Raw genomic sequence first — 20,638 nt, 5'->3', positions numbered from 1 at the left:
GCAGTGCATTTATTTTAACGTTCATAAAAAATAGGATAGATACCACAAGATGAGTAGAACATTTGATGTGGCTGTAGTTGGCGCAACAGGCGCTGTAGGCGAAACTATGCTGGCCATTTTAGCTGAGCGTAAGTTCCCTGTCGGTAAGATTTATGCGTTAGCCAGTAGTCGCTCAGCAGGTAATACTGTGTTATTCGGGAGTAAATCAGTTGTTGTAGAAGACTTAGCCGAGTTCGATTTTAGTAAAGTACAGATTGCGTTGTTTTCAGCCGGTGGCAGTATTTCAGCAGAGTATGCACCTAAAGCAGGGGCGGCGGGCTGTGTGGTGATTGATAATACCTCACACTTTCGCTATGACCCGGAAATACCACTGGTGGTGCCTGAGGTTAACCCGGCCGCTGTCGCTGATTATAAAAAGCACAATATTATTGCTAACCCCAACTGTTCAACTATTCAAATGCTCGTGGCATTAAAGCCAATTTATGATGCAGTAGGGATTACACGAATTAATGTTGCAACTTATCAGGCTGTTTCGGGTACAGGTAAAGAGGCTGTGAATGAACTGGCTGGGCAAACAGCAAAACTACTGAATGGGCAACCTGCTGAAGCTGAAGTCTATCCAACCCAAATTGCGTTTAATGTATTGCCTCATATTGATGTATTTCAAGATAACGGATACACCAAAGAAGAAATGAAAATGGTGTGGGAAACCCAGAAAATATTTGGCGATTCTGAAATTAAGGTTAATCCCACATGTGTGAGAGTGCCAGTGTTTTATGGTCACTCAGAAGCTGTGCATATTGAAACACGCACTAAAATTACGGCAGATGAGGTCAGATCTCTTTTACAAAAGGCGCCAGGTGTCGAGTTAATGGATGAGCATCAGGATGGAGGGTATCCAACACCTGTGAAGCAAGCATGTGGCCATGATCCAGTATTTGTTGGGCGAATCCGTGAAGATATTTCTTGTGATCTGGGTCTCAATTTGTGGGTTGTAGCGGACAATGTGCGTAAGGGAGCGGCGCTAAACAGTGTACAAATTGCTGAGATATTGATAAAAGACTATTTATAATTGATACTTAGTAAGGTTATTACATCTAATTTCTAGATTTTGTTATTAACTAGTTATCAATTTTTTTGTGAAGTAATATTTTGTTCTGTTGTGATGCTGGACAGGTAAGCGGGCTACTTATCTGTCCATTCTGTTTTATACTCATCAAGAAAATGACACTTTGTGCTATCTCTTGAATAGATGCATTTTATATTTTTAAGCTGCTTATGTGAGCTACGTTATGGTTACCTGGGGAACTGGCAGAAAAAAAACGGGTCGGGATGAGTATGAATTCTCTGGCTGCTCAACAGAGCAAGACTTTACCGAATAATAAAGGATTGAGAATTATGGTGCGCAAGCTAGCAGTAGCAGTCGCAGCTGCCGGATTAATGACATCTGGCTTAGCGAATGCTCTTGGACTTGGGGAAATTACCCTCAATTCCGCATTAAACCAACCCCTTGATGCTGAAATAGAGCTGATACAAGTGCGGGAATTGGGGTCCTCTGAAATATTGCCGAATCTGGCAACGAATGAGGACTTCAATCGTGCGGGTGTAGAGCGCATATTCTTTCTCAGCAATATAAAGTTTCAAACTGTCGTGCAAAAAAACGGCCGGTCTTATATAAAAGTCACCAGTCGTAAGCCTGTCAGTGAACCCTATTTAAATTTTCTTGTTGAGGTACATTGGCCAAGTGGTCGCTTATTACGTGAATATACAGTCCTTCTCGATCCTCCTACATTTAGCCAGCAGCCAGTTACTACTGTTCAAGCACCTGCTTCCAGCGCGCCAACTCAGCAACCCCGTGCTGAACAACCCGTAAGGTCTTCTTCTACACCAAGCAGTCAACCGGCCACTACCGGTGGTTTAGATGGTGATAACTACACGATTCGTGCAAATGACACGTTGTGGGAGATTGCTGCACAAGTCAAACCATCTCGTGATGTGACCGTGCACCAGACTATGGTTGCTATACAGGCTCTCAATCCTGATGCATTTATCAATGACAATATCAACCTGCTGAAACGTGGCAAGGTGCTTCGGGTGCCAAGCTCAGAGCAAATCAAACAGGTTTCGCATAATGAAGCCGTTTCACTGGTTGCGGAACAAACCCGAGCTTGGAAAACAGGTGATCTTCAGGCACCCCAACTTGATGCGACACGCCGTGCTTCGGCTGCACCAGAAGCGGAAGCAGGGGATGGTGAGGGCCGATTAAAAATTGTATCAGCGCCAGCAACGCCTTCTGCATCACAAGAAGAAGGTGGCGGTGACACAGGGCAAACGGGTCCTTCTGCACAGCAGGTGGAAACATTACAAAATGAGCTATCGGTTACTCAGGAAAATTTAGACAAAGCCCGTCGTGAAAATGAAGAAATCACTTCCAGGCTTACTGAGTTGGAAGATCAGATTGGTACATTACAACGTTTGCTCAGTTTGAAAGATGAGCAGCTCGCCGCATTACAGGCGAAGTTGAGTGAGCAGGAGTCTGCTACAACCCAACCTGCAGTATCTGAGCCTGAACCAGTCAGCGAGCCTGCGGTTACTACCGAACCAGAGCCGCAACCTGAAACTGAACCTGTTCCTACTGAGACCGTTGAGACGCCACAACCAAAACCAGAAGTCAGCTTGATTGATCGTATCTTGCAGGAACCCATGTACTTGGTCGGTGCAGGTGGTACGGTGGTCTTGGTGGTGCTGGGCTTGCTGTTTTTGTCCCGCCGTAATGCCCGTAAAGAAGAAGAGTTATATCAGGAATCCTTGGACGCCGAAGCAGACACCATGCTGATCGACGAAGAAGAGGAACTGGAGCAAAAAAAAATTTCCGAGGTTGCGCTAGAGAAAGACGAGAAACCCTCAGCGCCAGTTAAGCCTGAAACCAGCGATCCATTAGGTGAGGCTGATATTTATATTGCTTATGGCCGTTTCTCTCATGCGGAAGACCTCTTACGTAACGCAATTAATGATGAGCCCAGCAGGACTGACTTACGGGTTAAGCTGCTTGAGGTTTATGCGGAAATGCAAAATGCGGATGCCTTTAAGCGAGAGTTTTCTGAGCTTGAAGAATTAGCCGATCAGGGGGCAATCAACAAAGCCAATGCGCTTAAAGGGAAGTTTCCCTCTGATGCTTTTGGTGTCGCAGATACAGGCATCGATTATTTTACAGACGATCAGGATCTGGCCAGCCTTGAAGCTGAATTGGCTGGTGATACTTTAACCATGGATGATCTGGACGAAGAGTTGAGTCTGGATGATTTGGGTTTGGAAGAGCCGACCAGCGTTGAAGAGCCTGAGGAAGAAAGTGTTTTAGCTTCATCAGATCTGGATGAAGAGCTTGACTTATCACTTGATGATTTAGAAAAGGAAGTCGATGAGTTATCTGGAGAGTTGAGTTTAGATGCACTGGATGAAGCGGCTGAAGCTTCTCAAGAGATTCATCCTCAAGAGCGGGAAGCTGGATATGCTGAAATTGAGGGGCTTGATTTTGACCTCGATAAAGAACTAGCAGAGGTTGATGCCGAATCTGAAGGTTTGGATTTTGATCTGGAAGGTCTTGAGCCTGCAAGTGCTGAATCATTAGACGATGTACTTAGCCTGGATCTGGAAACTACGGATCTAGAAACAGGTGAAGTGGAAAGCTCTTTGGATGAGTTTGCTTTGGATGAAGAGCTGAAACTTGAGCCTGAACAATCGCTGGCCGAAACAGAAGACGTTGAAATGGATTTCAGTTTGGATGATCTTGAAATCGAAGATACCGATATTGCAACGTTTGATGAAGCTTTTGATCTTTCGGTGAGTGATGAAGCAGCAGAAGCCGCTGTTACAGAACCAGAACTGACATCCGAAGAAAAAGACTTTATGCTTGGCGCTGAATTAGATGACGATTTGGCTTCTTTGGATGCGGCTACTGAAAGTTTAGCAGCGGAGTTGTCGGGTGCTGTAGGAGAAGAAGAGTCTGTAACTCAGAAAATGGTTGAGCCTGAACCTCAAGTTAAACCTGCCCCTGTGGCAGAGGCTAAACCAGAGCCTACAGCGGCTAAGCCTGAGCCTGTGCCAGAAGCACCTAAAGCAGCACCTGTTGCTGAAAGTGCAGATGACATGGCGCTGTTGGCGGGTGCTGATGAGACCGCTACTAAACTTGATCTTGCGCGTGCTTACATCGATATGGGAGACCATGAGGGTGCTCGTGATATCTTAGATGAAGTCATGCAAGAAGGTAATGACAGTCAAAAACAGGAAGCCCAGACATTAATTAATAGTATGGGTTAAATGGTAAAAGAAGTAACTTCAGTGTCGGATTCGACTTTCCAGTCTGTTGATTCCGACACTCAGCGCTATGCCGTCAGTGTTGAGTATGACGGCTCTCCTTTTCTAGGCTGGCAAATTCAAAAGCATGGTCCTTCTGTACAAGCCGCAGTGGAAACGGCATTGTCCAAGGTCGCTAACCATCCCGTCAGTGTTGTCTGTGCGGGTAGAACCGACACAGGCGTCCATGCGTCCAATCAAATTATCCATTTTGATAGTCCTGCTGATCGTAGTCTACGTGGGTGGGTATTTGGTGCTAACAGCAACTTACCACCACAGGTCGCTGTGCGCTGGGTGAAACCTGTTTCCACAGAGTTTCATGCGCGGTTTCGTGCAAACTACCGACGTTATCGCTATGTAATTTACAACGCACCAGTACGTCCTGCTGCTTTAGCCAAAGGCGTGACCTGGAACTATCGACCTTTGAATGCAGAAAAAATGCATGAAGCGGCTCAGCACTTAGTGGGTGAGCATGATTTTACCTCATTCCGAGCGATTGGTTGTCAGGCAAAAACGCCTCGTCGCAATATCACGCATCTCACCGTAAAGCGTTATGGTGAGTTGGTGGTTATTGATGTGCAGGCAAATGCATTTTTACATCATATGGTCCGCAATATTGCGGGTGTATTGATGGCAATTGGCTGTGGTAAGCGTCCAATAAGCTGGATTCAAGAGGTTTTAGCGGTACAAGATCGTACCCAAGGTGGGGTGACAGCACCTCCTTATGGTTTGTATTTTGTTGATGTGGGTTATCCTGAGCACTTTGGCTTGGAACGAGGGACGTTAGGACCTTACTTTTTATCTGCGTTATTACCAGAGTAGTGGAAAAATGGCGTGGTGAGCTACAAGTCAGCGTTCATTTTATCAATAGTGGCATAGAAAAGGGCATAAGGGTGAAGCCAAGAACAAGAATAAAAATTTGTGGGATAACTCAGCCTGATGATGCGGTCTTTACTGTTGCTGCAGGGGTTGATGCCATTGGTTTAGTTTTTTACCCGAAAAGTCCCAGAGCCGTTTCAATTGTTCAGGCACAAGCGATTGTTGGCAAAGTGCCTGGTTTTGTAACCGTGACAGGTTTATTTGTTGATGCCTCTGCAGAATTTGTTTGGCAACATTTAGAGGTGATCCCGCTAGGCTTGCTGCAGTTTCATGGTAATGAGCCTGCGGAATTCTGTGAACAGTTCAAACGGCCCTATATAAAGGCAATTCGCGTGCAGCCAGGTATGGATATTAACGCGGTGATCGGGCAGTATAAAACAGCTTGTGGTATTTTACTGGATAGTTATCAGCCTGGAGTACCTGGAGGTACGGGCACATGCTTTGATTGGCAGGCTATTCCTAATGACTTGGAGCAGCCGTTGATCATGGCCGGGGGACTGACACCAGAAAATGTTCGGCAAGCCATCCAAACGCTTCACCCTTTTGCGGTGGATGTCAGTGGTGGTGTTGAGATAAGTAAGGGTGTTAAAGACCATCAAAAAATTCTGGCTTTTGTGAGAGAGGTTGCCAGTGTCTGAGCATATAACCGAGGAAGTTTTAAAAAGTTTACCAGATGCCAATGGTCATTTTGGTAAATACGGTGGCCGCTTTGTATCTGAAACATTAATGGCGGCACTAGACGAGCTAAATGAAACCTATCAGAAGCTTGCAAAGGATAAGGACTTTTTAGCGGAGTTCGACCGCGACCTTAAATACTATGTTGGTCGCCCATCACCTCTCTACCATGCTGAACGATGGTCGCGCACAATCGGTGGTGCGCAAATATACCTTAAGCGTGAAGACCTTAATCATACAGGTGCACATAAGGTAAATAACACAATTGGTCAGGCCTTATTAGCGAAATTTATGGGTAAGCCCAAAGTCATTGCTGAAACGGGAGCCGGTCAACATGGTGTTGCTTCTGCCACAGTGGCTGCCAGGCTAGGGATGGAGTGTAAGGTGTTTATGGGGGCAGTTGATGTTGAGCGTCAATCACTCAATGTCTACCGAATGAAGCTGTTAGGGGCTGAAGTTGAAGCGGTTCAATCTGGCTCAAAAACCCTAAAAGATGCCCTTAATGAAGCGTTGCGTCACTGGGTTACTCATGTCGATGATACGTTCTATATTATTGGCACAGTGGCTGGTCCTCACCCTTACCCACAAATGGTGCGTGATTTCCAAGCAGTGATTGGTCGAGAAGCCAAGCAACAGTGTATGGAGCAAACCGGACGTTTGCCTGATGCTTTAGTCGCCTGTGTCGGAGGAGGCTCAAATGCAATTGGCTTATTTTATCCATTTATTGCTGATCATCAGGTCGCTATGTATGGTGTAGAGGCTGCGGGGTTAGGGTTATCGACGGGTAAACATTCTGCACCTCTGTGTGCAGGCCGTTCTGGTGTGCTGCATGGCAATCGGACCTACTTGATGCAGGATGATGATGGACAAATCATTGAAACACATTCTGTTTCTGCTGGCCTTGATTATCCGGGTGTTGGTCCTGAGCATGCTTGGTTGAAAGATATTGGTCGAGCAAATTATGTGTCGATTACTGATGAAGAAGCGCTGGCTGCATTTCATAAGCTGACACAATTAGAAGGCATTATTCCTGCGTTGGAAAGTAGTCATGCCCTTGCGTATGCTGAGAAATTGGCTGCTACTATGAAGCCTGATCAGACTATCGTGGTGAATTTATCAGGGCGGGGTGATAAAGATATCCATACTGTAGCAGCGCTTGACGGGGTGCAGGTTTAATAGGGGGAGTTATCATGAGTCGTATACAGGACTGTTTTGCTGCACTGTCGGCTAAGCAACGCAAAGCGTTAATTCCATATATTACAGCAGGGGATAGCCATCCCTCTTTGACGGTACCCTTAATGCACGGCCTTGTTCAGGCGGGTGCGGATATTATTGAGCTTGGTATCCCATTTTCTGATCCTATGGCTGATGGGCCGGTCATTCAGCTTGCCTGTGAACGTGCGTTACGACATGGCATTAATATCCAACAGGTGTTGGCAATGGTAGCCAAGTTTCGCCAAACTGATCAGTCAACACCTGTTGTGCTTATGGGCTATTTAAATCCTATTGAGAATATGGGCTATGATACGTTTGCTCATGCTGCTGCCGAGGCTGGTGTTGATGGGGTTTTAACGGTAGACTTGCCGCCCGAAGAAGCTGACTTATTGTCCACGGCATTAAATACACATCATATTGATAGCATTTTTTTACTGTCACCCACGACACAAGACGCACGAATTGCACAAATTGCTAAAGCCTCAAGTGGTTATTTGTATTATGTATCGTTAAAAGGGGTGACAGGTGCTGCATCACTCAATGTCAGTGATGTAGCTGAGCGTTTAAATTTAATTAGGCAACATACAACCCTACCCATTGCGGTTGGATTTGGCATTAAAGATGGGGCATCGGCTCAAGCTATTTCAGCCTTGGCAGATGGTGTTGTGGTTGGTAGTGCACTGGTGTCTCAGATCGGTGCAGAGCAAGAAAACCAAGAGGTGGCGCTCACCAAGGTTACCGCTATTTTGGCTGAGATGCGCCACGCAATGGATTCATAGTAATTATCCAGGGCGATTAATCGCTGTTTAGCAACAATTTTGAGAGAAAACATGGCTAATTGGCTACTCGATAAAATTCTGCCATCGCTTTCACGACCTGATGACAGCAGCAAACGTCGTAGTGTTCCTGAAGGGCTTTGGAAGAAATGTATAAAGTGTAACTCCATTCTCTACGCCCCAGAGTCGAGAAGAAACCTGGATGTCTGTCCTAAGTGTGATCATCATATGCGGATTTCTGCCCGTATTCGCCTTGACTACTTTTTGGACCTGGATGGTCGAGAAGAAATTGCAGCAGATTTAGAGCCTGTTGATCGTCTTAAATTTAAAGATAGTAAGAAATATAAAGACAGATTGAGTGCTGCGCAGAAACAAACAGGTGAGCGTGATGCGCTTATTGTCATGAAGGGTACAGTGAAAGATGTGCCTTTAGTTGCTGCAGCCTTTGAGTTTTCCTTTATGGGAGGCTCTATGGGATCTGTAGTGGGTGAGAAGTTTATCCGTGCAGTTAATATCTGTTTAGCACAACGGTTACCATTGGTTTGTTTTGCGGCCAGTGGTGGTGCACGAATGCAGGAAGCTTTATTTTCCCTAATGCAAATGGCAAAAACCAGTGCTGCACTGGAAAAAATGAAAGAGGCGGGGTTACCCTTTGTTTCAGTATTAACTGATCCTGTTTATGGTGGAGTGTCTGCAAGTCTCGCTATGCTGGGGGATATTAATATTGCTGAACCAAATGCGCTTATTGGGTTTGCAGGTCCTCGGGTTATTGAACAAACTGTACGTGAAAAATTGCCTGAAGGTTTTCAGCGTAGTGAGTTTTTACTTGAGCATGGCGCGATAGATATGATCGTGCCACGCTCAGAGCTTAGAGATCGTATTTCCGGGCTTATTGCTAAGCTGGTCTATGCCGAACATCCTGATGTGAAAGTAGAAACCAGTAATCCTGTTGCTGATACTGAGCCTTCTTTTGAAGAAGTTACACCAGAAGGTGAAGAAGCCGAGGGGGTATCGGTCGCTATGACAGAATCTTATCTAACCGATGATGTAGCCGAGTCCACTGAGCCTAAACCGGAGTCAGTAAAAAAAGATGAAGTTTAGCTGTCTGGAAGATTGGCTACATTGGCAGGAGTCTTTGCATACCCAAGAGGTTGATTTGGGGCTTGACCGGGTTCAGGCTGTTTGGCAAAGGTTAGCACTTGGTAAGCCTGCACCTTGGGTTTTTACAGTTGCTGGTACTAATGGTAAAGGCAGTACAGTCGCCTTACTTAATAGCATACTGCAACATAATGGCTATAAAGTGGGGGTTTACACATCGCCCCACTTACGCCGTTACAATGAGCGGGTTGTTATTAACCAACAGCCCGCCAGTGATCAGGATTTTTGCAAGGCTTTTGCAGCGATTGACCAAGCTCGAGGGGATATTTCTTTAACCTACTTTGAGTTTGGTACCTTAGCTGCATTATGGTTATTTGCTCAGCAACCACTGGATGCCGTGGTGCTTGAAGTTGGCTTAGGGGGACGGCTTGATGCCGTCAATATCATTGATGCAGATGTGGCAATAATCACATCCATTGGTGTAGATCATGAAGCCTGGTTAGGTTCTGATCCCGAAGTCATTGCGGCTGAAAAAGCGGGAATATTTCGCTCAGAGCAGTGGGCGGTTTGTGGTGAAGTACCTGTTCCTCATAGTATTTTGGCAAAAGCAGAAAATCTGGGTACACACCTATATTGTCGAGAGCAGAACTATCACGCTACTTGGCAAGAAAACCACTGGACTTTTATGGGTGTTGATACTGATGGACAGCCTGTTAACTGGTCATTATTGCCTCCACCACAGTTAACGATGGTTAATGCGGTTAACGTTTTGCAAGCACTGGCTTTGTCGCCTTTTACTCTTAATCATAAAGCACTTTGTGTTGCCTTACAGGAAGCAACCGTGCCTGGACGTTTTCAACGAATACCATGGCGTAACTCGCAAGGTGAATCGATTGAGTTGATTTTTGACGTTGCTCATAACCCTCATGCGGCTGAAAATTTGAGTCGTCAATTACAACAGTTGTCTTCTGCTAAAACGCAGGCCGTGTTAGCGATTATGGCTGATAAGGATAGCCAAGGTGTTGTTAAACCATTTGCTTCCATGGTTGATAGCTGGTGGATCAGCACGATTCCTGATTTACCTCGAGCTAAACCCTGTTCAGCGTTGGCAGATGAAATGCCGTTGCACTATCGTATACAGCAAAACGCGACTGTTGCCGATGCGTTAACGAGCGCTATTGAGTGTTCATCCGCAGGTGAGCGTATTTTAGTGATGGGGTCTTTTTATACTGTAGCGGCAGCAATGGATGCACTTGAACTTTAGTGTGCATCTTTAGCTGAAAAGTGCTGTCAAAAGAAATACATTGTAAGTCGTGTAGAAAATTAACAATCAAATAGCCAGCATAACAGAATAAAGTTTAATCATGCATAAACTTTATCTGGTGTAAGTATACTGTTGGCGTCGTACAATAGGCTTAAGTACGAGGAATCTTCATGTTTATTGATGATGGTTTAAAACAACGTGTTGTTGGTGCCATCGTTTTAGTGGCGTTTGCCGCTATTTTTTTGCCTTGGCTTTTTGATGAAAAGACGACCTATGAGCGAGTCAGTGCTGAGCTACCTCCACCACCGCCGGCTATTGCTGAACCTGATTTTGTGGGTGAGGCCAGGACTCAAGCACAGAAAGAATTAGCTGCAATTAATCCAAATCCTGAGCAGGTAAATGAAACTCAGGACGCGGCTGTTTCAGAAGAAACGAGCAAGCCATCAGCCGAATTAGCTACTGCGACTGTTGTTTTAGAAGACTCATCTTCAGAACAACAAGTTACTGAGCCACAAGCAACTGAGCAAAGTACCCTTGATCAATCTAAGACGGAAGTAGTACAACATCAGGCTGATAACCAAGACAAACCCAGTCTGGATAAAAATGGTTTGCCTATCAGTTGGGCGATTCAAGTAGGCACATTTGCAGATAGCAGTAATGCAGATTCATTAGTGAAAAAGCTACAGACCGAAGGCTATAAAGCTTACAGTCAAAAATTACCCAGTAGTAAACATGGCCAGGTAACACGTGTTTTTGTCGGGCCTCGTTTTACGAAAAAGCAACTGCAACCTGTTGTGCAAGCATTACAAGAAAAGTGGCAGTTGGACGGAATCATTGTGAGGTATACCCCTTAGCCAAGCTTGGGCGCTTGGCTACCATCTGTTACAATGCCTGCCAATTTCCTGACACAATAAAGTGAATATTTTTTATGGCAGTGATGTTTACTTGGGTGGATTGGTTAATCGTTGGCATTATTGCTATTTCCAGCCTTATCAGCTTATCACGTGGTTTTTTGCAAGAAGCGTTGTCACTGGTTGTTTGGGTAGCGGCAGTCATCATTGCCTGGACCTTCGGTGGCAGTCTTGCGCATATCTTCAGTGATTATGTCGCGACACCTTCAGTTCAAAAAATTCTTGCCTGTAGTGTACTGTTTTTGGTCACCCTGGTTGTGGGAGGGTTAATAACCAAACTGTTAGCAGAGCTTGTCAAAGCAACAGGGCTGACAGGCACTGACCGTGTACTGGGTATGCTTTTTGGTGCGGCGCGTGGTGTCGTGGTGGTGGTGCTGTTAGTGGGTATTGTTGGCTTTGCACCGGTTGAGCAAGATCCCTGGTGGCAACAATCCCAGTTAATCCCTTATTTTAAAGACATGGCTGACTGGTCTATGGATACCTTGATGACTTGGCTGCAACCCGTGTTGGACCAGGTGAGTCTTAAGCAAAAAACCACTTAGCTTTGCAATAACAGAGCCTCTAACAGGTTCTGACCTAGAAATTATAAACTATAGTTTGATCATTCAGAACTGATGAGGTAGCTGCATGTGTGGGATAGTCGGCATGGTGGCCAAACGTAACGTCAATCAAGCGCTTTATGATGCATTGACAGTGTTACAACATCGGGGGCAAGACGCAGCGGGGATCGTGACATGCTCAGATCACCGTTTTTTTTTACGTAAGGATAACGGTTTAGTTCGAGATGTTTTCCGAACAAAACATATGCAGCGGCTGGCAGGAAATATTGGTATAGGCCATGTTCGTTATCCCACTGCAGGTAGCTCTAGCTCAGCAGAGGCTCAACCATTCTATGTTAATTCACCTTATGGCATAACGCTGGCGCATAATGGCAATCTTACCAATGCTGACCAGATAAAAGAGCATTTATTTAAAGCCGACCTTCGTCACATCAATACCCACTCTGACTCAGAAATTTTATTGAATGTTTTTGCTCATGAATTGCAAAAGCTGAATAAGTTGACACCTGAGCCTGCTGATATTTTTGCAGCGATCAAACAAGTACATCATCGGTGTGAAGGTGGCTATGCTGTCGTGGCCATGCTGGTAGGTCATGGTATTGTTGGTTTTAGAGATCCTCATGGTATACGTCCTCTGGTGTATGGTCGTCGGCAAACATCAAATGGCTATGAATACATGCTAGCTTCTGAAAGTGTTGCGCTGGATGCTTTAGGTTTTGATTTAGTTGCAGATGTTGCGCCAGGGGAGGCGATTTATATTAGCGCTGAAGGTGAATTGCATCAGATGCAATGCTCTGAATCGCCTCAATTAACACCTTGCATTTTTGAGTATGTTTATTTTGCACGTCCCGACTCAATCATTGATGGCAGTTCAGTTTATAAAGCGCGCTTAAAAATGGGCGAAAAACTGGCAGAAAAAATTCTTAAAACCTATCCAGATCATGATATTGATGTTGTCATCCCGATACCTGATACCAGCCGTACTTCTGCCTTACAAATGGCTAATCGACTTGGTGTTAAATATCGAGAAGGCTTTATAAAAAATCGCTACATTGGTCGTACATTTATTATGCCAGGACAACAAGAGCGTAAAAAATCAGTACGACAAAAACTCAATGCAATCGACTTAGAATTTAAAGGTAAGAATGTACTGTTAGTGGATGATTCAATTGTCCGTGGAACGACGTGTAAGCAAATTATTGAAATGGCACGTGATGCTGGCGCAGCCAAAGTATATTTCTGCTCTGCTGCACCGGCCATACGCTTCCCTAATGTGTATGGTATTGATATGCCTTCTGCTCATGAGCTAATTGCTTTTAATCGGACGGAACAAGAGGTGGCTGAAATTATTGGTGCCGATTGGTTGGTTTATCAGGATTTGACAGATCTACAACATGCTGTGGCAGACGGTTCAGGTACCACATTTGATGGTTTTGAATGTTCCGTTTTTGATGGTCAGTATATAGCAGGAAATATTACGACAGATTATTTAGAGCAGTTACATCAACAGCGAAGTGATGCCGCCAAAGAGAAAAAAGTAGCTGAAAATACAGTCATTGACTTACATAATGATGCTTAAATATTAAGTCGTTAATTTTGTGTAGTAGATAAGTGGAAATAACCATGAGTAAATATGATTATTTAGGTGAGCGTTACCAGTTCGATTATTCTGCAACTGAACTTGCTACACAAGCCATTCGAATGGGACATCAACGCAGTCCAGAAATGGAGCACGCGGAGCCTATTTATACGACATCAAGTTATGTTTTCAACTCCGCGGCTGAGGCTGCTGCCTGTTTTGCAGGTGATATTCCTGGCAATGTTTATTCTCGCTATACCAATCCAACGGTGCATATGTTTGAGACACGCATGGCCGCATTGGAGGGTGGTGAAAGGGCAGTGGCAACGGCTTCAGGTATGGCCGCTATATTAAGTGTGTGCATGTCACTATTAAAAGCAGGTGATCATGTAGTGTGCTCACGAAGTGTCTTTGGCACAACCACTACCATTTTCAGTAAATATTTAGCGCGTTTTGGGGTGACCACTGATTTTGTTTCTTTAACCGATTTAGATCGTTGGCAAGAAGCGATCAAACCAGAAACCAAAATGCTGTTTTTGGAAACACCTTCAAATCCCTTAAGTGAAGTGGCTGATCTTGCAGCATTAAGCCGGCTTGCTAAAGCCAATGATTGTTTATTAGTCGTAGATAACTGTTTTTGCACGCCGATTATTCAGCAACCGCTCACGTTAGGGGCGGATATTGTTGTACATTCTGCCACCAAGTTTTTGGATGGTCAGGGGCGTTGTATGGGGGGAGTTGTTGTTGGCCCCGCTAAATTATTGGAAGAAGTTCATCTTTATATGCGGGCTGCTGGTCCTTCAATGAGTCCCTTTAATGCCTGGGTTTTCCTTAAAGGCTTGGAAACGCTTTCACTGCGTATGAATGCCCACTGTGATAATGCTTTAGCCCTTGCTCAATGGCTGGATGCTCAACCTGAAATTGAACAGGTTTTTTATGCGGGTTTGGAATCACATCCACAGCATGCGTTGGCAAAACAACAGCAGAAGAAGTTTGGTGGTGTATTAGCTTTTAGGGTAAAAGGTGGGCAGGAACAAGCCTGGAGCTTTATTGATGCTACGCGTGTGGTATCGCTTACAGCAAATTTAGGTGATGCCAAAACAACCATCACCCATCCTGCAACGACTACACACTGTCGTTTATCTGCTGAAGAGAAAGCTCAAGCAGGTATTACTGATAATTTAATCCGTGTTGCGGTGGGCCTAGAAGATATTAATGATTTGATTGCTGACATGCAGCGTGGCATTGATGCAATAAAATAATAGTTGCATGGTTATTAGGGTAGAGTGTTATATATGCTCTACCTTTTTTATTTCTTTTAATTGATCTTTAAATGGCCTACCCGACGTATTTTGACGCTATTAATTAACGATACTAATACAAAACTAATTAGCATGAGTAAGTACCATGAACTCAGTTTTGAGAGTGAAACCATTTGCCATTCAGCTGATTGATGTGGGTATAACCATATATTTGTAAAAGTAGCGATATTTTCAGCAAACCATATAAATAAAGCCACCAAAAACCATCCTACTAAGAGTGGCATATGGCGGTGTGTTTTGATAATTTTGAAATAAATTTTTATACGATAAAATAAGAATATCGTTAATCCAAGTAAAAACCACCTAAAATCCCAGATATAATGGTGGGAAAAAAAGTTTACGTAAATTAGTGTTACCAAAATCCCGGTGGCTTTTTTTGAGGGATAATGTGAATATTCCAGCTCAAAGATACGCCAAACACGGGCGAGATAGCTGCCAACAGCACTATACATAAAGCCTGTAAATAGTGGTACGTTGCCAATGCCAAAGAGATATTCTTCAGGGTATGACCATGATTGAATCGCATCGGATGTTTTAAATACTTCCATGACCGTAGCCACAATATGGAAAACGATAATGACTAATGATTCTCGAAGTGTTTCCAGCTTGGTTATTAACAGTAGAACTTGAAAAACGATGGCTGAAATAAAAATAAAGTCATAGCGGTGTAAATTTTCCAACGGGTACCAGTAACTTGTTACAATCATTGTAAATAACAGAAACCCACCAAAAATACTGGCATAGGCTTGTTTTAAACCAAATAGCCAAAGTTCGTTAATGATTTTTTTAAACTGCATAACTTCATCAGATGTTAACGACCAAAAAATATTGCTTCTCTGATTCAATGTGACCTATATAGGGTGGACATGGACTGAATCTGAAGCTCGCCGATTATAGTGGATTTCTTGGAAGGTTATTCGTTAACTGAAGCCAGTTCAGCAGCTTTTGTATATTTTATACGTCGGTTTTATGCTCAATTTCGCAGTTATATGCTTTGCGAATGATGCTTATACTTATTAGGAACAAGGACTTTTTTGTCGTTATTTATTTTAACGGAATAAAAGAAATTTTGACAGGGAAGTCGTTATCGACAACAAGGAGATTTTTAACACTGAAAACGTATAACGAAATCTCCGGCATAGCCGGAGGTGGTTTTAATCTTCATGCACGTTATCAATGGTTACTATTTCATCTTTATTTATTGTGCGAAGGCGGCCATCAACATCTTCATATTCGTAAAAACCAGTTTCTTCATTAAACTCAACCTCATCAGGTGTTGTGACAGATGAGCCATCCTTCATTTTTATCACTTGTGGAGATGCGCAACCTGCTATTAATCCAATAAGACAGGATGCAAGTAGAATTTGTCTCATTCGTTTTCCTCATTATTGCTTTATGGTTAAAGTAAACGCTGTGTTAAAAACAGGAACGCTTCAAAGAATTTGATCTTCAGATACGAAATATTATCGCAACATTATTGTTATTACAACGCAGTGAAAAATATTAAATTAAATAGAACATTGGTTTGGTTTTTTGCTTTCAGTTTTCATTGAAGTTAAGAGAAACTATAGTGCTTAGATGTTAATGGAATCTATGTGTTTATCAGTAATCATATTTATGTCAAGACGGAGAACTTTAATCCATGTGGCTTTCACTATGGGTATATAAACTATGGAGAAAACTACAATATTTTGATCCATTAACATTAAATTTAATTATGTTTGAAGTCTAGTAACATGATGGTTTACAGTACTGGAATGGGATTGTGAAAACAGGTGTGGGTAGAAGTATCCTGAGACACTATTTGTAACATTTAGACTTTATTTGGTAACAGGAGGCGTTTGTTTAACGGCCTCCTGAAAGATTTAATAATTAAGAAATATCGTTCAATAAAAGTAATAATCTATTAATAACCTGTCCACATGGCGGGTACATAACCTTCACGAATTCGTTGTGGATGATCTCCCACATTTATCCGAATAATTTCCTTTCGTGACTTATAGCTAATGACAGACATTTGATCAGTTCCACTCCAGGAAATATAGCAATGCTCTCCGGTCTGATCACTCGTGACCCAGTAAGGCTTTTCTCCCAGCCCGGTAAGCACCTGGTAGTCAAAACTATTACGGTCCACTAATGCGACATAATCATCCATTGTGCCGGCTACACATAAAGTGTCTCCTGTATTGTTCATAGCAATGCCATGATGCGCGGAGTCGTTAACGTATTCAGTAATGGGCATATCTGGCACAAGATTGGGTAGCATTGCCAGCCGGGTTATTTTGTTTTCTTGCATATCATATTCAACAAAGCCATGGAGAAAGGATAATTGAAAATAAAAAAATCGTTCATCGGGGGTATGTGTCATTGGTCGGATAGCTGGACTTAAATTATGGAGGCCTGCTTCTTTTAATTTATCAGCCATGTTGAAATGCTTTATGAGGGATAGCGTTTTTGTATCAACAACCTGAAATTGACGTTTACCTTTGGTGAAATCCAAAAAATATTCATCTAAAGGCGTAAATACCATGCCAATACTAGCATGATAAATTTTGCTGCCATCTTGAGAGTAAACATTTTCATGAGGTGAGTCACCACTTGGAAACTGTCCTAATTCTTTGCCTGTTTCCACATCCAGAATATGGACCACTTTACCGGTTGAAGCAGAAACGGCCACTTGACTGCCATCCGGAGATAGGGCCATATGATCTGACCGAATGCCTTTAACAGGGAAACGCCACACGATGTCGTTGGTGGTGATATCTATACCAACAACATCGGCAAAACTGGGACGGGAGACAATCAACAATCGACCATCATTAGTACTATACATATCATCAACAAGCTGATCATGACCTTCACCTATCAGGTGACGAATGGCCTGGAAAGCGATCAACTTTATTGGATTAAAAGTGATTTCTGTCATTCGTTGCTGCTTATCCGGTACACCATTGATACGTCCGACTTTTACATATGTTTTAGCATCAATAACATCGATCATACCTTCCCAATTATTACCTACAAAAATAACACGTCGGGGACCTTGTGAGTTTACTTCATCGGCACTTATTGTGTTGTGGAATACGCTACTGAGAAGTAGGCAGCAAGATAAGATAATGGATGAATACAGCTTTTTGGCTAAATGTTGAGATTGGAGGCTAAGTAAATACCTGTGGAATGAATGCATTATGTCTTCCTTCTTATATTTATTATGTCCCTGCAGTAATGATATACGTCAGTTAAGCATTGATTTAATTATTAAAAAAGTTATCTATTGAAGATTACTTGCCAGTCTATTGTCTTATCTGGTTATTATTTTTAGTATCGAATCAGTAAGCTTTGCTTGAACTGTTTAGAATGATAACGATAATAGTCTGAAACTTTTGTGACTAAACTGAGAAAAGTTTTTTTAGCTTGATAGTAAAAGTCTTTGTAATAAGAGAAAGGTAGTATTTGACGGTTAAATACTTGGAATTAAATAAGGCACCCCTAAAATCCAGCCTTTGTCTACCTCGGGTGTGCATCGAAATACCACTGGTATTCATTTGATCCTGAAAATTAATTCATAGGCTGCATTGGTGTAATCTATACTCATCATGCATTATTTTATATGCAATTATACAAGGTAAATTTAATAGTATAATTCTATACCATGTAGTCACTTTCTTTATAGTTAGCTAAATATAAGGCAATGTTGAAATCCGCGTAGCTGCGCAAAAAATCAAAGGCTATATGGTCAACAGTTCGATTATCGATATATTCGAGTAATTGGAGAAAGTTTGCTTCAATGTCCTGATAACGCTGATTCCAATACTCAACTTCGGAAGCAATGAGTGACACATAGTCTGAAAGTGTTTTAGGCACTGCATTTTGAGAGAGGATATTCGTTTTCCAAATAAATCCCATATTCATCTCGGAAAGCATAATGTCTTTTGTCAGTCGCGGCATTTTTGTCATCGCACCAGGCCACTCGTGAAACAACGTTTGTAAGCTGGTGAGGTCTGGCCTATGGGCATGAAATTCGAGTAGTTCATTAAAATAATTTCTGACTTCATTTGTATCAATTAATACGAGTTGGCCGAAGTCATTTAAAAGTCGTGTGATTTGATGAACGAAGCAGGCGGCTTCTTCAATTTCAGTGATACATTTAGAAAAACCAAAGTCATGCCCGGTTCCTTTTTCAATATAAAGTAATCTGGCAATAATATCTTCGCTTGCTAATATCTCTGCGCCGCGAATATCCAGCAACTCATCACGAGATTGAACTTTGCCTAATAATAACTGATTAATTCCTGTGTAGCGTTTCTTGCAAATATCTACCACAAAATGATGAAGAGGGTGGCCTTTTATTAATTCATTGATGAACAGACACATTTCAATATTGGCAACACACCAGGGATAAAGTGAAATTTCGGCTTTTTCCAGATTTAATGCGGCTGATTCTTTGATATCAAATGCACTCATCAGCACCTTCTGTACATGTTTAGGATTGATATGAGCAATATCCGAAAGATGAACCGTAATATCGCGTAAAGGATGCAATAGAGTTGCTATGGGGGTTGGATCACCTGCTAATTTCCGATAAAAGGCCTCATTAAAAAGAGTATACGCACCAAGAATGCTAGATGGTTTTACTACTTGACCACCTCGTGCTTCGATATCAAGTTGATTAATAGCCAAATTATCGGTTAATCCTTCGAATAAAAATTTGACCATGTAAATGGCTGAGATTTCTGTATAAGCTGTACGACACTTTTCTGGCAAACATCGTGTACAACTTAGAATAAAAACAAAAAGTTCGATACAACCTCTCATTCCCGTGATGGACCAGGCAAGATCCCGTTCAGTAAAGTCTTTGGCAAAGATTTTAAGAAGGATCTCCCTTTCAAACCCTGGCGGAATTCGAGGTGCACCTTCAATCTGAAAAAAATGAATAAATTGATTAATGAGTGGACGATAGACGTCTAACGTGGCCATTTTTGAAATTGACATTAAGCTTCTCCAGATGCATTTTATTAAACCAACAATCCCTTATTTTCTTAGGTTGTTACTCGGCTAAAGGCATGAAATTTAAAGGTCTAGTATTAAGCTGCCCATAAAGTTTGAGCATAACCCTCTAGCATTATGCAGCGGAGAGCATTCAGTCCACCACGAGAAGCTCTTTTGGCTAAAGCCTCTACAGGTGTATTTCTGAGTAGTGACCCGTTCACAAAAAGATATTCTTGTAAAAAGTCAGCAAGCTGAATAGTCGCAAGCTCGTCGAACTGATGTCGGGTTAAGGTTATTCGTTCACCCTTATTGCGATGTTCTAAAGAAAAGGTTTTCTTATTGTCGTGGAGTTGTTCATAAAAAGATTCTCGATCCATAAAGCAACTTGCAAAAACAAGCCGTTCTGCTTTTTCACCAATGAGGTCAATTAGCACTGAGCGCTGCTCTATAGGAAGTGTTTTACGTTGCCATATTTGTGTGCCATAGACTGATTGAAAGAAAGCTGCATCACAGGAATGATCCGCACAGCCCCAACCTTTCATGCAAATATAAACTCGGGTTGAATGTCCTAGATAAGTCCGTCCTTTATGAGGTGTGCTTGCAAGGCCGTTTGTGGTTAGAAAGTTGACTAGGTCGATGAAGGCGGCCATTGGTTTTTCTCCTAGTAATTTTAGCTATATTATGTTGAGCTTCAGAGCAAACGTACTGGCAAAGCCTTGATCTTGAGAAATACGGCATCTCGTTCCCATTCAATCTCTTCTTCAGAGAGAGCGACTTGTATTCCTGGCCACCGTTTGATGATTTCTGTGATTGCAGCCTCTCCTTCAAGATGTGCCAAGTGCTTACCTAGGCAGATATGTGGGCCATGTCCAAACTCTAAAGTTAAATTCTCTTTGCGATGGATATTAAATATATGAGGAGACTCAAAAATACGTGGATCTCGATTAGCGGCACCAAGACATAGGCCAATATTATCATTGGCATGAATCTCTACTCCGTGAATTTCAAAGTCTTTCG

At 42.7% G+C, this 20,638-nt stretch carries 18 protein-coding genes; 12 read left to right on the top strand and 6 right to left on the bottom strand.

Annotated elements, in window-relative coordinates:
* Positions 1-49: 49 nt before the first annotated feature.
* From ACQ96U_RS24180 to ACQ96U_RS24125, 12 genes are all read left to right on the top strand, one after another.
* Entirely contained in the window at positions 50-1,072 is a 1,023-nt protein-coding gene (locus tag ACQ96U_RS24180; RefSeq protein WP_431723844.1) for an aspartate-semialdehyde dehydrogenase, read from the top strand.
* Between the two features lie 260 nt (positions 1,073-1,332).
* A complete protein-coding gene (locus ACQ96U_RS24175) occupies positions 1,333-4,317 on the top strand; it encodes a FimV/HubP family polar landmark protein (protein ID WP_431723843.1) in 2,985 nt (994 codons plus the stop codon).
* A gap of 21 nt (positions 4,318-4,338) precedes the next feature.
* The gene (gene truA, locus ACQ96U_RS24170; RefSeq protein WP_431723842.1) at positions 4,339-5,175 is read left to right on the top strand and encodes a tRNA pseudouridine(38-40) synthase TruA; all 837 of its coding nucleotides are present in this window, start codon (positions 4,339-4,341) and stop codon (positions 5,173-5,175) included.
* Between the two features lie 71 nt (positions 5,176-5,246).
* Complete coding sequence (locus ACQ96U_RS24165) at positions 5,247-5,870, top strand: phosphoribosylanthranilate isomerase (RefSeq protein ID WP_431723841.1); 624 nt, start codon at positions 5,247-5,249, stop codon at positions 5,868-5,870.
* On the top strand, positions 5,863-7,083 hold the full coding sequence (gene trpB, locus ACQ96U_RS24160; protein WP_431723840.1) for a tryptophan synthase subunit beta: 1,221 nt from the start codon (positions 5,863-5,865) through the stop codon (positions 7,081-7,083). The genes ACQ96U_RS24165 and trpB overlap by 8 nt, the downstream gene beginning before the upstream one ends.
* A gap of 14 nt (positions 7,084-7,097) precedes the next feature.
* Positions 7,098-7,901: a tryptophan synthase subunit alpha gene (trpA, locus tag ACQ96U_RS24155; protein ID WP_431723839.1), complete on the top strand. Its 804-nt coding sequence runs from the start codon at positions 7,098-7,100 to the stop codon at positions 7,899-7,901.
* A 51-nt stretch (positions 7,902-7,952) separates the two neighbouring features.
* On the top strand, positions 7,953-8,999 hold the full coding sequence (accD, locus tag ACQ96U_RS24150; RefSeq protein WP_431723838.1) for an acetyl-CoA carboxylase, carboxyltransferase subunit beta: 1,047 nt from the start codon (positions 7,953-7,955) through the stop codon (positions 8,997-8,999).
* On the top strand, positions 8,989-10,260 hold the full coding sequence (gene folC / locus ACQ96U_RS24145; RefSeq protein WP_431723837.1) for a bifunctional tetrahydrofolate synthase/dihydrofolate synthase: 1,272 nt from the start codon (positions 8,989-8,991) through the stop codon (positions 10,258-10,260). The genes accD and folC overlap by 11 nt, the downstream gene beginning before the upstream one ends.
* A 170-nt stretch (positions 10,261-10,430) precedes the next feature.
* Entirely contained in the window at positions 10,431-11,114 is a 684-nt protein-coding gene (locus tag ACQ96U_RS24140; RefSeq protein WP_431723836.1) for an SPOR domain-containing protein, read from the top strand.
* A gap of 74 nt (positions 11,115-11,188) precedes the next feature.
* Entirely contained in the window at positions 11,189-11,713 is a 525-nt protein-coding gene (locus ACQ96U_RS24135; protein WP_431723835.1) for a CvpA family protein, read from the top strand.
* An 85-nt stretch (positions 11,714-11,798) separates the two neighbouring features.
* A complete protein-coding gene (gene purF / locus ACQ96U_RS24130) occupies positions 11,799-13,310 on the top strand; it encodes an amidophosphoribosyltransferase (RefSeq protein ID WP_431723834.1) in 1,512 nt (503 codons plus the stop codon).
* 44 nt (positions 13,311-13,354) lie between these two features.
* Positions 13,355-14,572 carry an O-succinylhomoserine sulfhydrylase gene (locus tag ACQ96U_RS24125; protein ID WP_431723833.1) on the top strand — a complete coding sequence of 406 codons (1,218 nt, stop codon included), beginning with the start codon at positions 13,355-13,357 and terminating at the stop codon, positions 14,570-14,572.
* Positions 14,573-14,628: 56 nt separating this feature from the next.
* Here the strand turns inward: ACQ96U_RS24125 and ACQ96U_RS24120 are convergent, their stop codons facing one another.
* The 6 genes from ACQ96U_RS24120 to ACQ96U_RS24095 all read right to left on the bottom strand — a co-directional run.
* On the bottom strand, positions 14,629-15,429 hold the full coding sequence (locus tag ACQ96U_RS24120) for a DUF817 domain-containing protein (protein WP_431723832.1): 801 nt from the start codon (positions 15,427-15,429) through the stop codon (positions 14,629-14,631).
* A gap of 357 nt (positions 15,430-15,786) precedes the next feature.
* Positions 15,787-16,005, bottom strand: a complete 219-nt coding sequence (locus ACQ96U_RS24115; RefSeq protein WP_431723831.1) for a YgdI/YgdR family lipoprotein — start codon at positions 16,003-16,005, stop codon at positions 15,787-15,789.
* 533 nt (positions 16,006-16,538) lie between these two features.
* Complete coding sequence (locus tag ACQ96U_RS24110) at positions 16,539-17,819, bottom strand: YncE family protein (RefSeq protein ID WP_431723830.1); 1,281 nt, start codon at positions 17,817-17,819, stop codon at positions 16,539-16,541.
* Between the two features lie 458 nt (positions 17,820-18,277).
* Positions 18,278-19,624, bottom strand: a complete 1,347-nt coding sequence (locus ACQ96U_RS24105; protein WP_431723829.1) for a hypothetical protein — start codon at positions 19,622-19,624, stop codon at positions 18,278-18,280.
* Positions 19,625-19,716: 92 nt separating this feature from the next.
* Entirely contained in the window at positions 19,717-20,271 is a 555-nt protein-coding gene (locus ACQ96U_RS24100; protein WP_431723828.1) for a DUF6817 domain-containing protein, read from the bottom strand.
* A gap of 41 nt (positions 20,272-20,312) precedes the next feature.
* A partial coding sequence (locus ACQ96U_RS24095; protein ID WP_431723827.1) for a cytochrome P450 occupies positions 20,313-20,638 on the bottom strand: 326 nt, incomplete at its 5' end.

The organism is Zooshikella sp. RANM57 (genome assembly GCF_050749885.1).
In the GTDB taxonomy this organism is placed as follows: domain Bacteria; phylum Pseudomonadota; class Gammaproteobacteria; order Pseudomonadales; family Zooshikellaceae; genus Zooshikella.
The sequence above is the reverse complement of the archived record's forward strand: the minus strand, read 5'-3'. Positions and strand labels throughout refer to the sequence as shown.